We start from the raw sequence: 22410 nt of genomic DNA, 5'->3' as shown, positions 1-22410 counted from the left end.
CCCAAGCGACAAGGCGTTGATCCCGAAGCACTTTTCAAACCGTGCCAAACTGTAGCGATTTCGCTACAAATACTCCTCTCGATACTTCGCCGAACTCCCTGGAGGCCTTGATTTACAAGCCTCGTACAAGTTTGGCCGCAAACTTGCTATAGACCTGCCCCATCATGCTCGCGCCAACGACGAGCAGTCTTTACCCCCGGGGAGTTTCCATGAGCGAATTGCGTTTTACCGAAGATCATGAGTGGCTGCGTGCCGAAGCGGATGGCAGCGTTACGGTCGGCATCACGGCTTTCGCACAAGACGCACTGGGCGACGTGGTTTTCGTTCAACTGCCTGAGCTACAGTCCTACGACAAAGGCGCCGAGGCGGCTACCGTTGAATCGGTCAAAGCGGCCAGCGGTGTTTACATGCCATTGAATGGCGAGGTCGTCGAGATCAACCCGGCACTGGATGCCAATCCGGAACTGGTCAACGAAGACCCGATGGGCCAAGGCTGGTTCTTCCGTTTTATTCCTTCCGACGCTACCGCTGTCGGCCATTTGCTGGATCAGGACGCCTATGACCGCCTGATCAAAGCCAACGCCGAAGCCTGAGGAACGCGTAATGACCGATCGCATCGAATTGAGCACCGCCAACGAATTCATCCCCCGCCACATCGGCCCTCGTGCCAGTGACGAACACGCCATGCTGGCGACTCTGGGTTTCGACTCGCTGGAGGCGCTGAGCGCCACCGTCATCCCAGAGTCGATCAAAGGCACCAGCGTCCTGGGCCTTTCTGCCGGACAAAGCGAAGCAGACGCACTGGCGGACATCAAAGCCATCGCCGCGAAAAACCAGCTGTTCAAAACGTACATCGGACAGGGCTACTACAACACCCACACACCGGCGCCGATCCTGCGTAACCTGCTGGAAAACCCGGCCTGGTACACCGCATACACCCCGTATCAACCTGAAATTTCCCAGGGTCGCCTGGAGTCGCTGCTCAATTTCCAGACCCTGATCAGCGACCTGACCGGCCTGCCCATCGCCAACGCCTCGCTACTGGACGAAGCGACCGCTGCCGCCGAAGCCATGACGTTCTGCAAGCGCTTGAGCAAAAACAAAGGCAGCAACAAATTCTTCGCTTCGGCTCACTGTCACCCTCAGACCCTCGACGTGCTACGCACCCGTGCCGAGCCGCTGGGGATCGAGGTGGTTGTAGCGGATGAAAACCAACTGAACGATGTCAGCGAGTTCTTCGGCGCCGTGCTGCAATATCCGGCCAGCAATGGAGACCTGTTCGACTACCGCGAACTGGTAGAGCGTTTCCATGCCGCCAACGCACTGGTGGCCGTTGCCGCCGATCTGTTGGCCTTGACCCTCCTGACACCGCCGGGTGAGTTCGGCGCGGACGTGGCGATCGGCAGCGCGCAACGCTTCGGTGTACCACTGGGCTTCGGTGGCCCGCACGCGGCGTACTTCTCCACCAAAGATTCCTACAAGCGTGACATGCCCGGCCGCCTGGTGGGCGTGTCCATCGACCGCTTCGGCAAAACGGCCTTGCGCCTGGCCATGCAGACCCGCGAGCAACACATCCGTCGCGAAAAGGCCACCAGCAACATCTGCACCGCGCAAGTCCTGCTCGCCAACATCGCCAGCATGTACGCCGTTTACCATGGCCCCGTCGGATTGACCCGTATCGCCAATCGCGTGCATCACCTGACCGCGATCTTCGCCAAGGGCTTGAGCCAGCTGGGCTTGAACGCCGAACAGGCCTTCTTCTTCGACAGCATCACCCTGAACACCGGGGCGAAAACCGCGGAATGGCACGCCAAGGCCCGTGCCCAACAGATCAACCTGCGCGAAGTGGATGCCGAGCGTCTGGGTCTCTCGCTGGACGAAACCACCCAGCCTGCCGATGTTGAAGCGCTGTGGAAACTGTTCGCGGCCGACGGCCAGGCGCTCCCTGATTTCGGTGCCCTGGCAAGCAGCGTGGAATCACACCTGCCCGCCGGATTGAAGCGTCAATCGCCGATCCTCAGCCATCCGGTATTCAACCGCTACCACTCAGAAACCGAGCTGATGCGTTACCTGCGTCGCCTGGCCGACAAGGACCTGGCGCTGGACCGCACCATGATTCCGCTGGGTTCCTGCACCATGAAGCTCAACGCCGCCAGCGAAATGATTCCGGTGACCTGGGCCGAGTTCGGCAACTTGCACCCATTCGCGCCTGCCGAGCAAAGTGCTGGCTACCAGCAACTGACCGACGAGCTGGAAGCCATGTTGTGTGCAGCCACCGGGTATGACGCGATCTCGCTGCAACCGAACGCCGGTTCCCAGGGCGAGTACGCTGGTCTGCTGGCCATCCGCGCCTATCACCAGAGCCGTGGCGATGAGCGCCGTGATATCTGCCTGATCCCATCCTCGGCCCACGGCACCAACCCGGCCACCGCCCAGATGGCAGGCATGCGCGTGGTCGTCACCGCTTGCGATGCCCGTGGCAACGTCGACATCGAGGACTTGCGCGCCAAGGCCATCGAGCACCGTGACCACCTCGCGGCGCTGATGATCACCTACCCGTCGACTCACGGCGTTTTCGAGGAAGGCATTCGCGAAATCTGCGGCATCATCCACGACAACGGCGGCCAGGTGTACATCGACGGCGCCAACATGAACGCCATGGTGGGCCTCTGCGCACCGGGCAAGTTCGGCGGTGACGTGTCCCACCTGAACCTGCACAAGACATTCTGCATTCCCCATGGCGGCGGCGGCCCAGGTGTCGGCCCTATCGGCGTGAAGTCGCACTTGGCGCCATTCCTGCCGGGCCACGGCAAGATGGAGCGCAAGGAAGGCGCGGTCTGCGCAGCACCGTTCGGCAGCGCGAGCATCCTGCCGATCACTTGGATGTACATTCGCATGATGGGCGGCGAAGGGCTGAAACGGGCTTCGCAGCTGGCGATCCTGAACGCCAACTACATCTCCCGCCGCCTGGAAGAGCACTATCCCGTGCTGTACACCGGCAGCAGTGGCCTGGTCGCGCACGAATGCATCCTCGACCTGCGCCCGCTCAAGGACAGCAGCGGCATCAGCGTAGACGATGTGGCCAAGCGCCTGATCGACTTTGGCTTCCACGCTCCGACCATGTCGTTCCCGGTGGCAGGAACCCTGATGATCGAGCCGACCGAAAGCGAGTCGAAGGAAGAACTGGACCGTTTCTGCGACGCGATGATCAAGATCCGCGAAGAAATTCGTGCGGTCGAGAGCGGTGAGTTGAACAAAGACGACAACCCACTGAAAAACGCACCGCACACCGCTGCGGAATTGGTCGGTGAGTGGAGTCATCCGTACAGCCGCGAGCAAGCGGTCTACCCAGTGGCCTCGTTGGTCGAGGGCAAGTACTGGCCACCGGTCGGGCGCGTCGACAACGTTTTCGGCGACCGTAACCTGGTTTGCGCTTGCCCCTCCATCGAAAACTACGCCTGACAAACAGCCCCAAGCTGCAAGCCACAAGAGAAAGCAGGTCGCGTTTTCTTGTGGCTGGCGGCCTGGAGTCCGAAACCCATCAGCTCGTTACCTGCCGCTTGAAGCTTGAAGCTTATAGCTGCTTTCCCTTCGGAGGCGACAATGTCCCTGAGCGTGTTTGACCTGTTCAAGATCGGCATCGGCCCCTCCAGCTCCCACACCGTGGGCCCCATGCGCGCCGCGGCGCGGTTCGTCGAAGGCTTGCGCCGCGACGGTCTTCTACCCTCGACGGCCTGTGTGAAAGTCGAGCTGTACGGATCCTTGGGCGCCACCGGCAAGGGGCACGGAAGCGACAAAGCCGTGCTGTTGGGCCTGGAGGGTGAGCACCCGGACACGGTCGATACCGAACAGGTGAATGAACGCTTGCAGCGCATCCGCAACAGCCAGCGGATCAACCTGCTGGGTGAGCACAGCATTGCATTCATTGAAAAACAGCACCTGGCAATGATCCGCAAACCGTTGGCGTATCACCCCAACGGCATGATCTTTCGCGCATTCGACGATGCGGGATTGCAGATCCGCAGCCGCGAGTACTACTCGGTGGGCGGTGGATTTGTGGTCGATGAGGAGGCGGCGGGTGCCGACCGAATCGTCGAAGACAACACCGTTCTCCCCTACCCGTTCAAAACCGCCAAGGAGCTGATGGCCCATTGCGCCAACACCGGGTTGTGCATCAGCCAAATCATGCTGGCCAACGAAGCTGCCTGGCGACCTGAGGCCGAAACCCGTGCTGGGCTGCTGAATATCTGGCAGGTAATGCAGGATTGCGTCGAAGCCGGCTGCCGCAACGAAGGCATTCTCGCCGGCGGTTTGAAGGTGAAGCGCCGCGCTGCCGGGTTGTACCGGCAGCTGTGCAAGAACCCGGAGGCTTCGCTGCGCGACGCGTTGTCCGTGCTGGACTGGGTCAATCTGTACGCGCTGGCAGTCAATGAAGAAAACGCCAACGGTGGGCGCGTGGTCACAGCGCCCACCAATGGCGCGGCAGGCATTGTGCCGGCCGTTCTGCATTACTACATGCGCTTCATCAACGGTGCCAACGAAGAAGGCGTGGTCCGTTTCCTGTTGACGGCCGCTGCCATTGGCATTCTCTACAAGGAAAACGCCTCCATTTCGGGTGCCGAAGTCGGCTGCCAAGGCGAAGTCGGCGTGGCCTGTTCAATGGCCGCGGGGGCGTTGTGCGAAGTCCTGGGCGGCAGCGTGCAGCAGGTGGAAAACGCCGCCGAAATCGGGATGGAACATAACCTTGGCCTGACGTGCGACCCGATTGGCGGCCTGGTCCAGGTTCCTTGCATCGAGCGCAACGCCATGGGCTCGGTCAAGGCCATCAACGCTGTGCGCATGGCTTTGCGCGGTGACGGCCAGCACTTCGTGTCGCTGGACAAAGTCATTCGCACGATGCGCCAGACCGGTGCCGACATGAAAAGCAAGTACAAGGAAACAGCCCGTGGCGGGCTGGCCGTGAACATTATCGAGTGCTGATTTCAGCCGTTTTTTCGGGTTTCAGCGCCGAGCGCCGAAGCCCCCTCCAAGGAGTCATCGATGTCCACTGAACTGTTGAAAACCCCGCTGAACGCCCTGCACCGAGAATTGGGCGCCAAGATGGTCGAGTTCGCAGGCTACGACATGCCTGTCCAGTACCCGGCGGGCGTGATGAAGGAACACCTGCACACGCGCGATCAGGCAGGCCTGTTCGATGTGTCGCACATGGGTCAGATCCTGCTCAGCGGCGCCGACGCTGCCGCCGCCCTGGAAACCCTGGTGCCGGTGGACATCATCGACTTGCCCGTGGGCATGCAGCGTTACGCCCTGTTCACTGACGATGCAGGCGGGATTCTGGATGACCTGATGGTCGCCAACCTGGGCGACGATCGATTGATGCTCGTGGTCAACGCCGCTTGCAAGAACGACGACCTGGCTCACTTGCGCCAGCACATCGGCAGCCGGTGTGAAATCACGCCACTCTTCGAGGAGCGCGCGCTGTTGGCGCTGCAAGGTCCACAGGCCGTGACGGTACTCTCCCGCCTGGCGCCGGACGTGGCGAAAATGACCTTCATGCAATACACCGCAATGCAGATCGACGGCATCGACTGCTATGTCAGCCGCTCGGGCTACACCGGTGAGGACGGTTACGAAATCTCGCTTCCCGGCGACCAGGTTCAGTCCCTGGCCCGGCGTCTGCTGGCCGAGCCGGAAGTCGCCCCCATCGGCCTGGGCGCGCGCGACTCCCTGCGACTCGAAGCCGGGCTCTGCCTCTACGGCCACGACATGAACACCGAGACCACCCCCATTCAGGCCAGCCTGCTGTGGGCCATCTCCAAGGTGCGCCGTGCCGATGGCGCCCGCGCAGGCGGTTTCCCAGGCGCCGAGGAGATTTTTGCTCAGCACCAAAGCGGTGCAGCACGCAAGCGCGTAGGGCTCTTGCCACAAGAGCGCACGCCTGTTCGGGAGGGCGCCGACATCGTCGATGCAGATGATCAGGTCGTCGGCCGAGTGTGCAGTGGGGGTTTCGGCCCGACACTGGGCGCTCCTGTTGCAATGGGCTACGTGGACGCCGCATTGACGGCACTGGAGACGCCGCTCTGGGCAATTGTGCGCGGTAAAAAAGTGCCGATGAAAGTCAGCAAAATGCCCTTCGTCGCACCGCGTTATTTCCGCGGCTGACCTGGACGCCAACAGACTGCAGCACCGCAACAGTGCAAGTCATTGCTCGACTGCTGCAGTCTGGCGCCTTGAAAACAGCAACGAAAGTGTCAAAAAAACTGCACTTCCATATAAGCATCAACTGCAAAAACTATCGATTCGCGTCCCTTGGTTAAAGTTTTCAAAAAGTGGCCGAAAGCCCCTGAAACCGGGCTTATCCGGGGCTTGTTTTTTCTGCGAGAGTTAGCGTAGAGTCGCTTAACTGTGTTTGCATGGGTCGCTGGGATCGTGACCTGGGCAGTAGCGCTGAAAGCAATGCTACATCCCGCTCTACGTTTCTTCTTCCTGCAACCAGCCCAGTACTCTTTCGTGTGAAAGGGGCTGTCATTAATTTATGCTTCAAGGAATAAGAAAATGTCTCAACGTCAGAGCGGTACCGTTAAGTGGTTTAACGACGAGAAAGGTTTTGGTTTTATCACTCCAGAGAGCGGTCCGGATCTGTTCGTCCACTTCCGCGCTATTCAAGGCAGCGGCTTCAAGAGCCTGAAAGAAGGCCAGAAAGTGACCTTCGTCGCCGTGCAAGGCCAGAAAGGCATGCAGGCTGACGAAGTTATCGCTGAAGCTTGATTGCTGAAGCCTGAAAAGCCCCTGATGGCAACATCAGGGGCTTTTTTATGCCTGTCGTTTTCTACACTGTCGGTACCTTCACGATCAGGCAGCGTCATGTCCCGACACCTCTTGAGCCCTCAGGGCGATTTCCCACCGGCCGGGCTTGGTCGACGTTTGGCGGCCATTTTCTACGATGCCTTGCTGTGCGTTGCCCTCCTCATGGTGACCACCTTCATTTACAAACTGCTGTGGATGGGCGTCATGGGCGAAGCCAGGCTTCGCCAACTGTCCGACGCAGGAGCCCTCGATGGCGATCCGCTGCTCTCGACCCTTCTGGTGTTCGCGCTGTTCGCATTCTTCGCCAAATTCTGGACCCACGCCGGGCAGACGCTGGGCATGCAGGTTTGGGGCATCCGCGTGCAGAATGCCGATGGGACGGCCATCAGCCTGTGGCAGGCATTGCTGCGTTTTCTGGTGGCGATCGCTTCCTGGCTGTGTGTGGGCCTGGGTTTCTTTTGGAGCCTCTTCGACCAGCGCAAACGCACCTGGCATGACCTGTATTCGAACACGCAGTTGGTGCGAATTCCGAAGCGCGGTAAATAAGTGAGCGATGAGCGCCTCGCTCTGCATCTGCTTTCAATTCCATCTCGCGCCCACAAAAAAGCCGACCCTGAGGTCGGCTTTTCATGGCATCAGGCGATCAGCCCGCTCGACGCAGCAGCCAGAGGCCGGCCAGCGCGCAAATTCCTGCGGGCACCAGCACCGCGAACAGCGGTGAGAAGCCGAACACCAGACTCGACGGGCCCAACAGGTCCTGAGCGATCCGGAAGGTGAACCCCACCAGAACACCGGTGAACACGCGCTGCCCAAGGGTCACAGAGCGCAGCGGACCGAAGATGAAGGAGATCGCCATCAACACCAGGGCGACCGTCACCAGCGGTTGCAGAATCTTGGTGTAGAACGCAAGCCAATAGCGACCGTTTGCCAGCCCTTGGTCAGCCAGGTAATGCGCGTAGCCATAGAGCCCCGTCATCGACAACGACTCGGGCGGCAGCACGACCGTGCTGAGCAATTGCGGGCTGAGGGAAATGTCCCAGCGCTCTTCCGGGGCAGTGACGACTTCGGTACGGCCCTCTTGGAACAGTGTGGTGGAGACATCCTTGAGCAGCCAGTAATCGGTTTTGTAGTTCGCCTGCTTGGCGAAACTGGCGCTGAGCATGTGACGCTGGTCGTCGAAACGGTACCGCGTCACACCATACAGCAGGCCATTGGGCTGCACCGTGTTGATGTGGATGAACTCTTCACCTTGACGGTGCCAAAGACCATGGCGAGCACTTTGCGCGTCGCCCGTGCCCTGTGCCAGCGAACGAGCGGCCTGAGCGGACGCTTCGGTCACGGGGGCGACGTATTCGCCAATGAGCAGACCGGCCACCATCAGCACCAGCATGGGCTTCATGACCGCCCAGACGATGCGCCCAATGGAAACGCCCGCCGCCCTCATGATGGTCAATTCGCTGCTGCTGGCCAGCGTTCCCAGGCCAATCAGGCAGCCGATCAGTGCAGCCATCGGCAGCATGTCATACAGCCGCCGCGGCGCGGTCATGACCACGTAGCTGCCCGCATCCCAGAAGGTGTAGGTGTCGCTGATGTCGGCCATCTCGTCGATGAAGGCGAACAGCGATGCCAGACCGAGAATGATGCCTAGCACGGCGATGATCGCCATGAAGACGCTTTTACCGATGTAGCGATCCAGCTTAACCACGGGCCACCTCCGATTGTGCACGGCGACTCGCCCGATTCAAACGCAACGGCTCCCAGTAAAGCAGCCCCAGACCAATGGCCAGGAAGATGCCGTGCACCCACCACAGGCCCAGCACGGCGGGAATTTTGCCTTTCTCCAGCGCACCGCGAGAGGCAATAAGGATGGTCAGGTACGCCATGTACAGCAGAATGGCGGGCAGCAACTTGAGGAAACGGCCCTGACGCGGGTTGACCCGCGCCAACGGAACGGCCATCAATGCCACGATGAACACCAGGATCGGCAACGAAATGCGCCATTGCAACTCGGCCCTGTTCCGCAGCGAGTCTTCGCCGGTGAACAATTCGGAGGTCGGGATGGCGTCGCGGTCGGTGATTTCATCGCTGATGTCAGGCTTGGGCAACAGCGCACCATAGGTGTCGTACTTGATGGAACGGTAGTTGGCCTGCCCCGGGTTGCCATCGTAGCGATAGCCATTGTTCAGAATCAGATAACGGCTGCCGTCCGGCTTGATTTCCTGCTTGCCCTTCTCGGCCACCAGCACCGTGATGCCGTGATCCTTCTTCTCGTCCATCTTCTTCTCGGAGATGAACACGCCGCCGAGGTTGATCCGGTCGTCGGTCATGGTTTCGGTGTAGGTCACGCGGCTGCCGTCCCGCAGCAACTGGAAGCGGCCCGGTACGAGGGTGTCGAACTCGGTCATCGCATCCTGTTTGTTGATCAGCAGTTGAAACTGGGTGGCCCCTTGCGGCGCGAGGCTGAAGCTCAGCCAGGCAACGAGCAGCGACACCAGCGCGGCAGGTGCCAGGGTCATCGCCAAGAGACGCTGCTGGCTCATGCCGGTCGCCGACAAAACGGTCATTTCGCTTTCCAGGTACAGGCGCCCGTAGGCAAGCAAAATGCCGAGGAACAGCCCCAGCGGCAAGATCAGTTGCAGAAAGCCCGGCAGACGGAAGCCCATGATCAGAAACAGCACACCCGGATCGAGCGCACCTGAAGCCGCCTGGGCGAGGTATTTGATGAAACGGCCACTCATGATGATGACCAGCAGCACGGCACTCACAGCGCTCAAGGTAACCAGCACTTCTCGGGACAGGTAACGGAAGACAATCAAACCAGACACTCCAGGGGCGTCACGCTCAGGCAGCCTGACAAGGAAATGGGTCACTCAGGGCGCGCGCGACCGCGGGCCCTCGAAAAAATATGCGGCATTATCCTGTGATTGATCGTGTCTGTCACTGCGTGCACCGGATACTTATTTACCCTATAGGCGCCTGAGCGCCCTGTACGGGGTTGTCAGGGGTCATGAGCCGGGGTCAAACTGCGGGCCTTGTCGCGAGCACAGGGTTGCAGCTCATCGCAATCCGCCGCGCCGCGCATTCAAATTGCGATGAACCACAGTTTATTCGGGGACCCCGACATGGAATTGGTTGTTAAGAGCGTCAGTGCAGAAACCTTGAAAACCGCCACATTGGTGGTTGCCGTCGGTGAAGGCCGTACCCTGAGCGATGTAGCACAAAGTATCGATCTGCTGAGCGGCGGCGCGATCAGCGCGGTGCTCAAGCGCGGCGACCTGGCGGGAAAAGTCGGCCAGACCCTGCTCCTGCACAACCTGCCGAACCTCAAGGCTGAACGCGTGTTGTTGGTTGGTACCGGGAAAGAGCCTGAACTGGGCGACCGTCCCTTCCGCAAGATCGTCGGCGCAGTGCTGAGCACCTTGAAAACCCTGGGCGGGACCGATGCGGCCTTTGCGCTGGATCACCTCAAAGTCAAAAACCGCGACACCTACGGCAAGAGCCGCCTGCTGGTAGAAACGCTGGCCGATGGCGAATACGTGTTCGATCAGTTCAAGAGCCAGAAAGTCGACCCTCGCGCCCTCAAGAAAGTCACGCTGCTGACTGCCAAATCCAGCGTCGCGGATGTAGAGCGCGCCGCCAAACACGCCCAGGCCATCGCCGCAGGCATGGCGGTAACCCGCACCCTGGGCAACCTGCCGCCGAACATCTGCCACCCGACGTACCTGGGCGAACAGGCCAAAGCCTTGGGCAAGGCCAACAAGGGCCTGAAGGTGGAAGTCCTGGACGAGAAGAAAATCGCCGATCTGGGCATGGGCTCGTTCCTCGCCGTCGGTCAGGGCAGCGCTCAGCCACCTCGACTGATCGTGATGCAGTACAACAACGGCAAGAAGAGCGAGAAGCCCTTCGTGCTCGTCGGCAAAGGCATCACCTTCGACACAGGCGGCATCAGCCTGAAGCCGGGCTTGGGCATGGACGAAATGAAATTCGACATGTGCGGCGCGGCCAGTGTGTTCGGCACCCTGACTGCCGCCCTGCAACTGCAGCTGCCGATCAACCTGGTGTGCATCATCGCCGCTGCCGAAAACATGCCGAGCGGCACCGCGACGCGTCCGGGCGATATCGTCAAGACCATGAGCGGCCAGACCGTCGAAATTCTCAATACCGACGCCGAAGGCCGTCTGGTGCTGTGCGACGCTCTGACGTACGCCGAACGCTTCAAACCGCAGGCGGTGATCGATATCGCGACCCTGACTGGCGCTTGCGTCGTCGCACTGGGAGGCCATACCTCGGGCCTGCTTGGCAACAGCGACACGCTGATCGAGCAAGTACTGGACGCGGGCAAACGCGCCGACGACCGCGCCTGGCAACTGCCGCTGTTCGACGAATACCAGGAGCAACTGGACAGCCCGTTCGCCGACATCGCGAACATCGGTGGCCCGAAAGCCGGCACCATCACGGCTGCCTGCTTCCTGTCCCGCTTCGCCAAATCGTTCGAATGGGCACACCTGGACATCGCCGGTACCGCATGGCTGAGCGGCGGCAAGGACAAGGGTGCCACGGGCCGTCCCGTTCCGCTGCTGACTCAATACCTGCTCGACCGCGCCGGCGTGTAACACGCCGCTGAAACGTGCCGCAGCGCTGATCCTGAAGCCTGCGGCACGCTTCACGCCATGGACCGTTCATGACCCAAGTCGACTTTTACATTCTGCCCACCGCCGATCCTGTCGCGCGCCTGGACTTCGCCTGCAAACTCACCGACAAGGCCTGGCGGCTGGGCCACCGCATCTACCTGCATTGCAGCGATGCCGAACAACGGGCAGAACTGGACGCCCGTCTCTGGCGCTTCAAGGGCGAAACCTTCGTGCCCCACGGCCCACTCGAAGACGATCCCGACGCCCCTGTGGCACTTGGCATCGGCGACGACCCGGCTGCCCATCAGGATCTGCTGGTCAATCTCGACCTGCGCATCCCTCCCTTTTTCAAACGATTCGCGCGCGTCGCGGAAATCGTCGTAGAAGAACCGTCCATCCGCGAAGCGGCGCGAGAGAGTTTCCGCTTCTACCGTGAACAGGGCTATCCTCTGCACAACCACCGACTGCAGCGTTTTTGAGTACACAATGGATAATCCAAAATCCCTGAAAGACTCGGCGCACTTGCTGGATGATCTCGAGTCGATCCGCCAGCTGTTGGGCGACGACACCCTGCAACCGCCATTGCTGACGGACACCGTTCCCGGCGAAGGCCAGATTCCCTTGCTGTTCGATGTGGTCAGCGGCCAGATTGTTGCCGCAGACGAACCCGACGCTCACGACGTTCCAGTGTTGCAACCGGAGCCTGTCGCCGCCCTTGCAGCGCCTGCCCCTCCCCGCCCTGATCCTGTGCCCGCTGCGCCAAATCCCGACGACCTGTTGCACCTTGACAGCGAATTGCGGGCGGCTGCGCAACTGATCATGCAGGACGTCATCCACGACTTCGCACCGCATATCGAAAACGAGATCAAGCGTCGCCTCGAAGCGCGGATGGAGCGGCTGATAACAGCAGCCTCAAGCGGCAAGCTTTAAGCTGCAAGCAGGAGCGCGCTTGCCCGCGATGAGGGCGTGTCAGTGAGCCGAGATATTGGATTTGCCGACGTATTTGCGGGCAAGCGCGCTCCCACGATTTGCGGACAAAATCCACAGTCCCCGTACGCTGGCGATCAGCTTGCGGCTTATAGTTTGTGGCTTGAAGCTGCCCCTGTAGCTATACTGACCGGCTTTTCCGACTGAAAGCAGATCAGGTTCCCGCCGCGCATGGACAAGACCTACCAGCCGCACGCCATCGAAACTTCCTGGTACCAGACCTGGGAGTCCGAAAACTATTTCGCTCCGCAAGGCGCGGGCGACTCGTACACCATCATGATTCCGCCGCCGAACGTCACCGGCAGCCTGCATATGGGCCATGGTTTCAACAACGCGATCATGGACGCCCTGATCCGTTTCCGCCGGATGCAGGGCCGCAACACCCTGTGGCAACCGGGCACAGACCATGCCGGTATCGCCACCCAGATGCTGGTCGAGCGTCAGCTCGAAGCTCAGGGCCAGAACCGCCATGATCTGGGTCGTGAAAAATTTCTCGAGAAGGTCTGGGAGTGGAAGGATCAATCCGGCGGCAACATCAGCCGTCAGATCCGTCGTCTGGGCTCGTCCGTGGATTGGAGCCGTGAGCGTTTCACCATGGACGACGGCCTGTCCGAAGCCGTCAAAGAAGCGTTCGTACGCCTGCATGAAGACGGCCTGATCTATCGTGGCAAACGTCTGGTCAACTGGGACACCAAGTTGCACACGGCCATTTCCGACCTGGAAGTGGAGAACCACGACGAAAAGGGCAGCCTCTGGAACCTGCGCTACCCGCTGGCCGACGGCGTGAAAACCGCCGACGGTCAGGACTACCTGATCGTCGCCACTACCCGTCCTGAAACCATGCTCGGCGACGCGGCCGTCGCAGTGAACCCGAACGACGAGCGCTACAAGGCGTTGATCGGCAAGTTCGTCGAGCTGCCGCTGGTAGGCCGTCGCATCCCGATCATTGCCGACGACTACTGCGACCCTGAATTCGGCACCGGCTGCGTGAAGATCACGCCCGCCCACGACTTCAACGACTACGAAGTCGGCAAGCGCCACAACCTGCCGCTGCTGAACATCTTCGACAAGAATGCCACCGTGCTTGCGGCGGCGCAGGTGTTCAACCTCGATGGCACGCTCAACGAAAGCATCGACGCTGCCCTGCCTGCCGAATACGCAGGCCTGGACCGCTTCGAGGCGCGCAAGCGGATCGTTGCCGCCTTCGACGCCGCCGGCCTGCTGGTCAGTGTCGATGACCACGCCTTGAAAGTGCCGAAAGGCGACCGCTCCGGCACGGTCATCGAACCATGGCTGACCGACCAGTGGTACGTGTCCACCAAGCCGCTGGCCGAGCCCGCCATCGCCGCAGTCGAGGACGGGCGCATCGCTTTCGTGCCCAAACAGTACGAAAACATGTATTTCTCCTGGATGCGCGACATCCAGGACTGGTGCATCAGCCGCCAGTTGTGGTGGGGCCATCGGATCCCGGCGTGGTACGACGAAGCAGGCAAGGTGTATGTCGGCCGCGACGAAGCCGAGGTGCGCGCCAAGCACAACCTCGGGCCAGACGTCGCGCTGCAGCAGGACAACGACGTGCTCGACACCTGGTTCAGTTCGGGCCTGTGGACGTTCTCCACGCTGGGCTGGCCGGAGCAAACCGAATTCCTGAAAACCTTCCACCCGACCGACGTGCTGGTGACCGGCTTCGATATCATTTTCTTCTGGGTCGCCCGGATGATCATGCTCACCATGCACCTGGTGAAGAACGAAGACGGCACCCCGCAGATCCCGTTCAAGACCGTCTACGTACATGGCCTAGTGCGCGACGGCCAGGGCCAGAAGATGTCCAAGTCCAAGGGCAACGTGCTGGACCCGCTGGACATCGTCGACGGCATCGAGCTTGAAGCCCTGGTGCAAAAACGCACCAGCGGGATGATGCAGCCTCAACTGGCCAAGAAGATCGAGAAGCAGACCCGCGCCGAATTCGCCGAGGGCATCGCCAGCTATGGCACCGATGCCCTGCGCTTCACCTTCTGCTCGCTGGCGTCCACCGGTCGTGACATCAAGTTCGACATGGGCCGCGTCGAGGGCTACCGCAATTTCTGCAACAAGATCTGGAACGCTGCGCGCTACGTGCTCGACAAGGGTGAAGACTGCGGTCAGAACGGCGAAGCGTTCGAGCTTTCGCTGCCGGACCGCTGGATCATCTCTCAATTGCAACGCACCGAAGCCGAAGTGACCCGTCAACTGGACCAATTCCGATTCGACCTCGCGGCACAGGCGCTGTACGAGTTCATCTGGAACCAGTATTGCGACTGGTATCTGGAGTTGTCCAAGCCGGTGCTGTGGGATGAAAACGCACCCGTCGAGCGTCAGCGTGGCACCCGCCGTACGCTGGTGCGGGTCCTGGAAGTGGCGCTGCGTCTCGCGCACCCGTTCATGCCGTTCATCACCGAGGAAATCTGGCAGCGCCTGGCGCCGCTGGCCGGCGTGCAGGGCAAGACCATCATGCTGCAACCTTGGCCAGTGGCGAACGAAGAGCGCATCGACGCCGCCGCCGAAGGCGACATCGAGTGGCTCAAGGGCCTGATGCTGGGTGTGCGCAACATCCGTGGCGAAATGAACATCGGCCCCGGCAAGCCATTGCAATTGTTCCTCAAGAACGTCAGCGTCGAAGATCAGCGCCGCCTGAGCGAAAACGAGCACCTGCTCAAGAAGCTGGCCAAGCTCGAGTCCTTCACTGTGCTGGCTGCTGGCGCCGAGGCCCCGCTCTCCGCCACCGCGCTGGTGGGCGAAATGGAAGTGCTGGTACCAATGGCCGGCCTGATCGACAAAGGCGCTGAGTTGGCACGTCTGGACAAGGAAATCCAGCGCCTGCAAGGCGAAGTGCAGCGCGTGGGCGGCAAGCTGTCCAACGCTTCCTTCGTCGACAAGGCCCCTGCCGATGTCATCGCCAAGGAGCGCGCCAAGCTGGCCGAGGCCGAGCAGGCCCTGGGCAAGCTGGCCGAGCAGCACGCACGGATTGCGAGTTTGTAATGAAACAAGCGGTCAGCCTGACATCCGGTCAGACTGACCGGTCGCAAGCCCCGTAGGAGCGCGCTTGCCCGCGATAGCATTTTGTCAGCCCCATTGTGTAGCTGACACAACGCAATCGCGGGCAAGCGCGCTCCTACGGGGTTTTGTATTCTCACGAGAATCGAATTCGTCATGGCTACTCCAGACACACCCAAACCACCACGCAAGAAGCCCAAAGCTGCCCCTGCGGCTAAACCCGCCGAACCGCGCGAAAAAGCCAGCCTGCATCCACGCAATCGCCATCAGGGGCATTACGACTTCCCTCGGTTGATCAAAAGCAGCCCTGAACTGGGCCAGTTCGTGATCATCAATCCCTACGGCAAGGAAAGCATTGACTTTGCCAATCCAGCGGCGGTTCGGGCGTTCAATCGCGCTTTGCTCAAGGCCTACTATGGCATCGCCCATTGGGACATCCCGGCGGATTACTTGTGTCCACCGATCCCCGGCCGCGCGGACTACGTCCACTTTCTGGCCGACCTCTTGGCCGAGCACAACGAAGGGGCCATCCCTCGCGGTGCGGCGATCAAGGCGCTGGACGTCGGGACCGGCGCCAACTGTATCTACCCGCTGATCGGTCATCGCGAATACGGCTGGCACTTCGTGGGGTCAGACATCGACAAGGTCGCCCTCGCCTCGGCCACTACCATCGTCAAGGCCAACGCCTTGGGCAAAGCCATCAGCCTGCGCCAACAAACCGACCGCAAGCACATTCTGGTCGGTCTGTTACAGGCCGATGAGCGCTTCGACCTGAGCCTGTGCAACCCGCCCTTTCACGCTTCCGCTGACGCAGCATTGCGCGGCAGCCAGCGCAAATGGCGCGCGCTGGGCAAGGCCGACCCCAAGCGCAAACTGCCGGTGCTGAACTTTGGCGGGCAAGCAGCCGAACTGTGGTGCGAGGGGGGCGAGGCGCGGTTTGTTTCACAACTGATCAGCGAAAGCGCTCAAGTGCCGAATCAGGTGTTGTGGTTCAGCACGCTGGTGTCAAAAGCTTCCAACCTGCCGCTGATCGAGGCGGCCCTGAAAAAGGCCGGCGCGCTGGAACGCCATGTGGTGGAGATGTCACAGGGGCAGAAACAAAGCCGCTTCGTGGCCTGGACGTTTCAGGACGGGGCCCAGCGGGCCACATGGCGTGCCGAGCGTTGGGTGACCGAACGCAGCTGATTGTCGGTGTATGAGCGCGCTTGCCTGCGACCGTGTCGTGCCAAGCGCCTGAATGTCGTCCGACACACCGCCGTTGCGGGCAAGCGCGTTCCTACAAAAACCAGAGCGCAGGCACAAAAAAACCGTGTTCGGATCGCTCCGTCACACGGTTTCTCTTCACAAGCAGCGTTGTCGCTTACTTGTTGATCGAGTCGGTCAGCACTTTGGCTGGAACGAACTTGACCACTTTCTTGGCTGCGATTTCGATGGCTGCGCCAGTCGATGGGTTGCGGCCAGTGCGAGCCGGGCGGTCGGTGATTTTCAGTTTGCCGATGCCTGGCAGAGTGATCTCACTACCGGCTTCCAGTTGGTCAGCGACGATTTGGCCCAATTGGTCCAGAGCATTGCGCGCGGTGGTTTTTGGCGCGTCGATAGCTTCTGCGATATCGGCGATCAATTGGTCTTTAGTCAGAGCCATGGTGGTGTTCCTTCCCTATCAAATTCATATGGTTTGCAGAGTGTGCACGGACGCGAAATGTAGATACCGAAAACGGTCTTTGGTTCGGCCAAACGCCCACAAACTGCATGCTTGGCGCGCCTCGGTGCGCAAGACCGGGCAAAGCTAGCACAGAGACAGGTAAATATCCGCACCTGACTAGCCATTTGGTCAGCTTTATCGTGTTTGAGGGGTAAAAAAGTCATATCACTACGCTCTCCTCCCCTGTTTCAGCCCTCGCCCACGCGAGATTCACCCAGTCTGCGGTACACTTGCCGACTTTCGCACGGGCCGTCCTTTTCCCGTTCAGTCCCTTTTCAGCAGCCGAGAAATCCATGCCGATCCGTCACGCCATCGTTCACCTGATCGACAAGAAACCCGACGGTACGCCAGCAGTCCTCCACGCCCGAGATTCCGAACTGGCAGAGTCTCAAGCCATCGAAAACATGCTGGCCGACCTCAACGAAAGCTACAACGCGAAACAAGGCAAGGCGTGGGGGTTGTTTCATCCCGAGTCCGGGGCTTATCCGTTCAGCGGCTGGCTCAAGGAATACCTCGACGATGGGAAGGACTTCACTGCGTTCAGCCGGGTGGCCGTCGAACACCTGCAGAAGCTGATGGAGGAGTCGAATCTCTCCGTTGGTGGGCACGTGCTGTTCGCCCACTATCAGCAAGGCATGACCGAGTACCTGGCGATCGCTTTGCTGCACCACAGCGAAGGGGTCGCGGTGAACGAAGCACTGGACGTCACGCCCTCACGTCATCTCGACCTGGGCCAATTACACCTTGCCGCGCGGATCAACCTTTCGGAGTGGCAGAACAACAAAGCATCCAAGCAATACATTTCGTTCATCAAGGGCAAGAACGGGAAGAAGGTCTCCGAGTACTTCCGCGACTTCATCGGTTGCGAAGAAGGCGTCGACGGCCCCGGCGAGACTCGCACCCTTCTGAAGGCCTTCAGCGACTTCGTCGAGAGCGAAGACTTGCCCGAAGAGTCCACCCGCGAGAAAACCAAGGCACTGGTGGATTACGCCAGCAGCCAAAGCAAAATGGGTGAGCCGATCGCGCTGGAAGAGCTTTCCGGGCTGATCGACGAAGACCGCCCGCGTGCGTTCTACGAACACATCCGGAACAAGGACTACGGCCTGTCGCCGGAAATCCCTGCGGATAAACGTACGCTCAACCAATTTCGCCGCTTCACTGGCCGCGCTGAAGGACTGTCGATCAGCTTCGAAGCGCACCTGTTGGGCGACAAGATCGAATACGACGAGGAAACAGGGACGCTGATCATCAGAGGTTTGCCGACCCAACTGACCGACCAATTGAAAAGGCGCTGATCGCGATGTTCGTACGCACCTTGAAGAAGTTCGTGTTGATCATGATGGTGGTCGTGGTCTATCAGAACTGGGGCAAAATCGAAAACTTCGTCCACCCTGACCCCACCGTGTCCGCGCAGGTCCAGAGCAACGCCAGGGTCACCCTGTATGCGACCGACTGGTGTGGCTACTGCAAACAGACGCGGCGCTTCCTCGACAGCAAGGGCATTCCCTATACCGAGTACGACATCGAGAAGTCCAAGGAAGGCCGCAAGGCTTACGAGGCGCTGGGTGGTCGCGGCATTCCCCTGATCGATGTGAATGGCACGTTGATCAGGGGCTTTTCGCCGGAGGAGACTCTGGCAGCGTTGAAGTGATCAACGTGTCCGCCTTGGATTGCTCGAAGCAACCTCGAACTAAGGTTCACATGAATCAGCGCACCTCAATCCGAAATCCATAACGGGGAAAGTGCACATGCACTTTCCCTGCACGCTCATCCTCGCGGCGCACAATGATTTCCTCGCGGCCGCTGAACATCAGCTCTCCATCCACTGGGTCAACGCCGTAGTCCACCGCCGACACGCTCACCTGCTGACCCGGCTCGAAACCATTAGGGTCTTTGAACACTTCGTTCGGCAGCGGGGCTGGCTGCGCTGCACGCGCGATCCCGATGGCGTCTGTCGAGCTGAGCTCACTGGGCGCACCATGGCCAAAACCGATCACACGCTGATACCACGCCAGCACAGCCGGGTAATCGTCGACGTACGAAGCGGTGACTGGGGTTTGCTTCAGGAACCAAAGGGTATGCGCCACAGCGAAGTCGGCAATGGAAGGCACGCCCAGCAAGAAGTCGCCGTTGCGCTGCAATTGCGTTTCAAGACGTCCCATCAGCGTGGGCCACTGATGCTGCGCCTGTTCGAGCGGGATGCGCGTCGCAGTGCCTCCCTCAAAAAACTTCGAGCGGTCGTTCACCAGCGCTTTCATTTTCTCGGGTGGCTGGTTGGCGAAACGCGCGGCCAGTGAGGCCGGCTGAAAAACCAGACTGACCGAATGCAGAAACAGCACCGAATCGGCCCAGGCAGCCAGGCTGGCAGCATTGAATTCCTGGCCCTCCGGATAGAACGCAGGAGCTGACTTTTCAGCCTCCAGACGGCGGGCAATCAAAGCGGTATCGCAATAGATATCTGCGCCGACCTGCAACACCGGCGTCTTGCGGTACCCCCCCGTCAGCGCGATGAGGTCAGGCTTTGGCAGGACCGGAGGGATGATCACCGAACGCCACGACACCCCCTTGAAACCGAGCATCAGGCGGGCCTTTTCAGCGAACAGCGACATTGGATAGTGATGCAGAATCAGCTCTGACATGTGCTTCGAGACCTCGTCTAGGGAACGGCCAGCCTAGTGGCTACTCTGCTTCACGTCGAGTGACGTGAAGGCCAAATCAGGTACTTGCGATAACCCGTATCGAGCTTATCGCAGCCAGTTTTAGCGCTCGCCAAGCAGTCAAACAATGGGTCGACTACGTCGGAGACGTCAAGGGCGTTGAAGATAGGATAAGGCAGTGCTCCTGGCAGGCAGACAGCCAGAACGGATGGCGAAACGCAACCGCTCGATGACGCTGCGAACTCGACCTGAGCGCTACGAAATGACGAGGTGTTCGCTCGACGACGGGTCAATAAACGTTGCAGCCAGCGCCTCTTTCGCAGACTTGCGCAGTTTCTTGATCAGCCGCTCCTGGCGCAGGGCTTCGCCTTTGTCGCGGCAGGACTCGATGTACACCAGTGCCACAGCAGGGCTTGAACAGAAAAAGCGCGCGCCTTTGCCGCTCTGGTGCTTTTGAAAACGTCGATGCGGATCGTCGCTGATACCGCAATAAAGCGAACCGTTGGCAGCGCGTACCAGGTACACGAACCACGGTTTGCAGGGAATGTCGGAGCGGCTCTCGGCTGACACGGCAGGGTCTCAGGTGAAACGTCACGCAAGATTACAGAGGATGCGCTCGACGGTCGACCACGGGTGCTTAGCGTCCTTGGCGGAAGCCGCGCAGCCCCTGCCGCGCCTGATGGCGGATCTTGTTCTGGACCAGCGGCGTCCACCCCAGCAGCGCGCCTTTCGCACCCAGCGCCTGCCGTGACCAGCGCCACAGGTCGAAGTGGTCATGGTGTTCGCAGATCTTGCCGTCCCGGAAGACGAACCGCGCCTGTATATCGTTGACCACGGTACGTCCGGTCTGGCTGAACAGATAGGTCGCGACCCAATGCGCGCTACCGGAACGCTCGTCAGCGCGCACGTTGTCGAAGTGCACCGAAAAAGACTGGGCACGGGATGTCAGCATTCGCCACATATCACCCGCCTCGGCCCCTCGCAATTCACCGAAGACCGGGTCGCTGAAGAGCACGTCTTCGCTGTAGCAGGCGGCCATGGCTTCTGCATCGAGGCGACTGAACGCCTCGTAGAAGCGGCTGATCAGTGCCTTGTTCTGTTCACTCGGGGTGATGTCGCTCATGGGAAGTTGGCGTCCATGGAAAAGATGCCTGCACGATAAGCGGCAACACAGGGTTTTGCCACGGACATTCGCCAGGCAAATACCCCGAATCACACTTTTTCGCTGATGACATCGACGTACAGGGAGCGACCTGCGCCCAGTCCGGCAATGATGGCTGCCACACCGATCACCCCGAAGATCCAGCCGACTGCGCTCCAGCTACCCGTCCAGTCGTGCACCACGCCTACCGCGAATGGCCCCAGTGAGGCCAGCGTGTAGCCGATGCCTTGAGCCATGCTCGACAGGTTGGCAGCGACGTGGGCGTCCCGTGAGCGCAGGACGATCAGGGTCAACGCCAGGCTGAAGGTACCGCCCTGTCCCAGCCCGAGCACCACCGCCCACACCCACAACTGACTCACAGGGGCATAGAGGCAACCGTACAGCCCGCCAAGGGTCAGGCCCATGACCAGAAGAATCGCCAAACGCTGATCTTTGCCTCGCGTCGCCAGCCAAGGCGCTACCAGCGAGCTGAACAGTTGAATCATGATCGACCCCGAGAGCAGCAGGCCGCTTTCGGTCGGCGTCAGTCCACGAGCGATGAGAATGGAGGGCAACCAGCCGAAAACAATGTAGGCCAGAGACGATTGCAGGCCCATGTACAACGTGACTTGCCGGGCCAGCCGATCGCGAAATAGCCCCCGAACGCGGTAGGCAACCTGGTGTTTGCCGTGGCTGTTACGGGTTTGCGGCCACCAGAACGCGGCCGCGAGCACTGCTGGAACGATCCAGAAACCGAGCCCGAGCGTCCAGCTATTGCCGACATCGCCTCCAAACGCATGGCTCAAGGGCACGGTCGAGCCCGCGGCAACCGCTGCGCCGAGGCACAGCGCCATGGTGTAAACGCCGGTCATGGCCCCGGCCTGACGGGAAAAGTCGCGTTTTACGATGCCGGGCAACAACACGCCAATGATGCCAATGCAGGCGCCTGCCAGAATGCTCCCCGTAAACAACCCGACCACGCCGAACGAGCTGCGCAGAAGAATGCCGCAGGCCAAGGTCAGCAGAATGCCAAGCACCACCCGCTCACTCCCAAAACGCCGCGCCAAAATGGGGGCCAATGGCGCAAACAATCCCAGGCACAGCACGGGCAAGGTCGTCAGCAGGCCCGCAGTGGCAGCCGACAGCCCAAGACTCTTCGACACCTCGCTCAACAGCGGCGCCATGCTCGACAATGCCGGGCGCAAGTTCAGCGCCACCAGCACCAGCCCCAACAGCAAAAACCACGGTCGCTTCAACACTGGACGATGCTGTTGAACCTGCTCGTCGTCAGCTTCCGCATCGATCAGCATTTCGTCGATTTCGTGATGTTTTCGGGAAAGGGATAGCGTGTCGCTCGCCGTCGGCGCCTTGGTCGTCATGGGATTCTCGTGGGGGCAGGATTGTGTAACAGCGCAGAGCGCAAAGACGCCATCCTGTTTGAGAATGGCAAAG

At 60.4% G+C, this 22410-nt stretch carries 20 protein-coding genes; 13 read left to right on the top strand and 7 right to left on the bottom strand.

Annotated elements, in window-relative coordinates; genetic code table 11:
* Nucleotides 1-209: 209 nt before the first annotated feature.
* From gcvH to DBP26_RS08450, 6 genes are all read left to right on the top strand, one after another.
* Complete coding sequence (gcvH, locus tag DBP26_RS08475) at nt 210-593, top strand: glycine cleavage system protein GcvH (protein WP_108236843.1); 384 nt, start codon at nt 210-212, stop codon at nt 591-593.
* Nucleotides 594-603: 10 nt separating this feature from the next.
* Nucleotides 604-3462, top strand: coding sequence for an aminomethyl-transferring glycine dehydrogenase (gene gcvP, locus DBP26_RS08470; protein WP_108236842.1), 2859 nt, complete (start codon nt 604-606; stop codon nt 3460-3462).
* A gap of 141 nt (nt 3463-3603) precedes the next feature.
* A complete protein-coding gene (locus tag DBP26_RS08465; protein ID WP_108236841.1) occupies nt 3604-4980 on the top strand; it encodes an L-serine ammonia-lyase in 1377 nt (458 codons plus the stop codon).
* Between the two features lie 60 nt (nt 4981-5040).
* Nucleotides 5041-6162 carry a glycine cleavage system aminomethyltransferase GcvT gene (gene gcvT, locus DBP26_RS08460; protein WP_108236840.1) on the top strand — a complete coding sequence of 374 codons (1122 nt, stop codon included), beginning with the start codon at nt 5041-5043 and terminating at the stop codon, nt 6160-6162.
* A 393-nt stretch (nt 6163-6555) separates the two neighbouring features.
* Nucleotides 6556-6768: a cold-shock protein gene (locus DBP26_RS08455; RefSeq protein ID WP_108236839.1), complete on the top strand. Its 213-nt coding sequence runs from the start codon at nt 6556-6558 to the stop codon at nt 6766-6768.
* A gap of 96 nt (nt 6769-6864) precedes the next feature.
* Nucleotides 6865-7353, top strand: a complete 489-nt coding sequence (locus DBP26_RS08450) for an RDD family protein (RefSeq protein ID WP_108236838.1) — start codon at nt 6865-6867, stop codon at nt 7351-7353.
* Nucleotides 7354-7450: 97 nt separating this feature from the next.
* On the opposite strand, the gene lptG is transcribed toward DBP26_RS08450, so the two are convergent.
* On the bottom strand, nt 7451-8512 hold the full coding sequence (gene lptG / locus DBP26_RS08445; protein WP_108236837.1) for an LPS export ABC transporter permease LptG: 1062 nt from the start codon (nt 8510-8512) through the stop codon (nt 7451-7453).
* Nucleotides 8505-9623, bottom strand: a complete 1119-nt coding sequence (gene lptF, locus DBP26_RS08440) for an LPS export ABC transporter permease LptF (protein ID WP_108236836.1) — start codon at nt 9621-9623, stop codon at nt 8505-8507. The genes lptG and lptF overlap by 8 nt, the downstream gene beginning before the upstream one ends.
* Nucleotides 9624-9929: 306 nt before the next feature.
* Here lptF and DBP26_RS08435 point away from each other — a divergent pair, with 306 nt between their 5' ends.
* The 5 genes from DBP26_RS08435 to rlmF all read left to right on the top strand — a co-directional run bounded on the left by DBP26_RS08435 (nt 9930) and on the right by rlmF (nt 16643).
* Nucleotides 9930-11420: a leucyl aminopeptidase gene (locus DBP26_RS08435; RefSeq protein WP_108236835.1), complete on the top strand. Its 1491-nt coding sequence runs from the start codon at nt 9930-9932 to the stop codon at nt 11418-11420.
* A gap of 68 nt (nt 11421-11488) precedes the next feature.
* Nucleotides 11489-11917 carry a DNA polymerase III subunit chi gene (locus DBP26_RS08430; RefSeq protein WP_108236834.1) on the top strand — a complete coding sequence of 143 codons (429 nt, stop codon included), beginning with the start codon at nt 11489-11491 and terminating at the stop codon, nt 11915-11917.
* A gap of 7 nt (nt 11918-11924) precedes the next feature.
* Nucleotides 11925-12368: a DNA polymerase III subunit chi gene (locus tag DBP26_RS08425; RefSeq protein ID WP_108236833.1), complete on the top strand. Its 444-nt coding sequence runs from the start codon at nt 11925-11927 to the stop codon at nt 12366-12368.
* A 228-nt stretch (nt 12369-12596) separates the two neighbouring features.
* Nucleotides 12597-15443 carry a valine--tRNA ligase gene (locus DBP26_RS08420; protein WP_108236832.1) on the top strand — a complete coding sequence of 949 codons (2847 nt, stop codon included), beginning with the start codon at nt 12597-12599 and terminating at the stop codon, nt 15441-15443.
* Nucleotides 15444-15614: 171 nt separating this feature from the next.
* Nucleotides 15615-16643, top strand: coding sequence for a 23S rRNA (adenine(1618)-N(6))-methyltransferase RlmF (gene rlmF / locus DBP26_RS08415; RefSeq protein ID WP_108236831.1), 1029 nt, complete (start codon nt 15615-15617; stop codon nt 16641-16643).
* A 175-nt stretch (nt 16644-16818) separates the two neighbouring features.
* Here the strand turns inward: rlmF and DBP26_RS08410 are convergent, their stop codons facing one another.
* Nucleotides 16819-17100 carry an HU family DNA-binding protein gene (locus DBP26_RS08410; protein ID WP_108236830.1) on the bottom strand — a complete coding sequence of 94 codons (282 nt, stop codon included), beginning with the start codon at nt 17098-17100 and terminating at the stop codon, nt 16819-16821.
* A 353-nt stretch (nt 17101-17453) separates the two neighbouring features.
* On the opposite strand from DBP26_RS08410, the gene yejK reads away from it, so the two are divergent.
* Nucleotides 17454-18455: a nucleoid-associated protein YejK gene (gene yejK, locus DBP26_RS08405; RefSeq protein WP_108236829.1), complete on the top strand. Its 1002-nt coding sequence runs from the start codon at nt 17454-17456 to the stop codon at nt 18453-18455.
* Between the two features lie 5 nt (nt 18456-18460).
* Nucleotides 18461-18811, top strand: a complete 351-nt coding sequence (locus DBP26_RS08400) for a glutaredoxin family protein (RefSeq protein WP_108236828.1) — start codon at nt 18461-18463, stop codon at nt 18809-18811.
* Nucleotides 18812-18866: 55 nt separating this feature from the next.
* Here the strand turns inward: DBP26_RS08400 and DBP26_RS08395 are convergent, their stop codons facing one another.
* The 4 genes from DBP26_RS08395 to DBP26_RS08380 all read right to left on the bottom strand — a co-directional run bounded on the left by DBP26_RS08395 (nt 18867) and on the right by DBP26_RS08380 (nt 22337).
* Nucleotides 18867-19799, bottom strand: a complete 933-nt coding sequence (locus DBP26_RS08395) for a glutathione S-transferase family protein (RefSeq protein ID WP_108236827.1) — start codon at nt 19797-19799, stop codon at nt 18867-18869.
* Between the two features lie 273 nt (nt 19800-20072).
* Nucleotides 20073-20387 (bottom strand): GIY-YIG nuclease family protein, encoded by a 315-nt coding sequence (locus tag DBP26_RS08390; protein WP_108236826.1) that lies wholly within the window; start codon nt 20385-20387, stop codon nt 20073-20075.
* A gap of 67 nt (nt 20388-20454) precedes the next feature.
* Nucleotides 20455-20940 (bottom strand): nuclear transport factor 2 family protein, encoded by a 486-nt coding sequence (locus DBP26_RS08385; RefSeq protein ID WP_108236825.1) that lies wholly within the window; start codon nt 20938-20940, stop codon nt 20455-20457.
* Nucleotides 20941-21029: 89 nt separating this feature from the next.
* Nucleotides 21030-22337, bottom strand: a complete 1308-nt coding sequence (locus DBP26_RS08380; RefSeq protein WP_108236824.1) for a CynX/NimT family MFS transporter — start codon at nt 22335-22337, stop codon at nt 21030-21032.
* Between the last annotated feature and the right edge of the window lie 73 nt (nt 22338-22410).

This window comes from Pseudomonas sp. RIT409 (assembly GCF_003052515.2).
GTDB lineage: Bacteria > Pseudomonadota > Gammaproteobacteria > Pseudomonadales > Pseudomonadaceae > Aquipseudomonas.
Note: the sequence above shows the minus strand (reverse complement) of the source record. Positions and strands in the feature narration are given on the sequence as shown.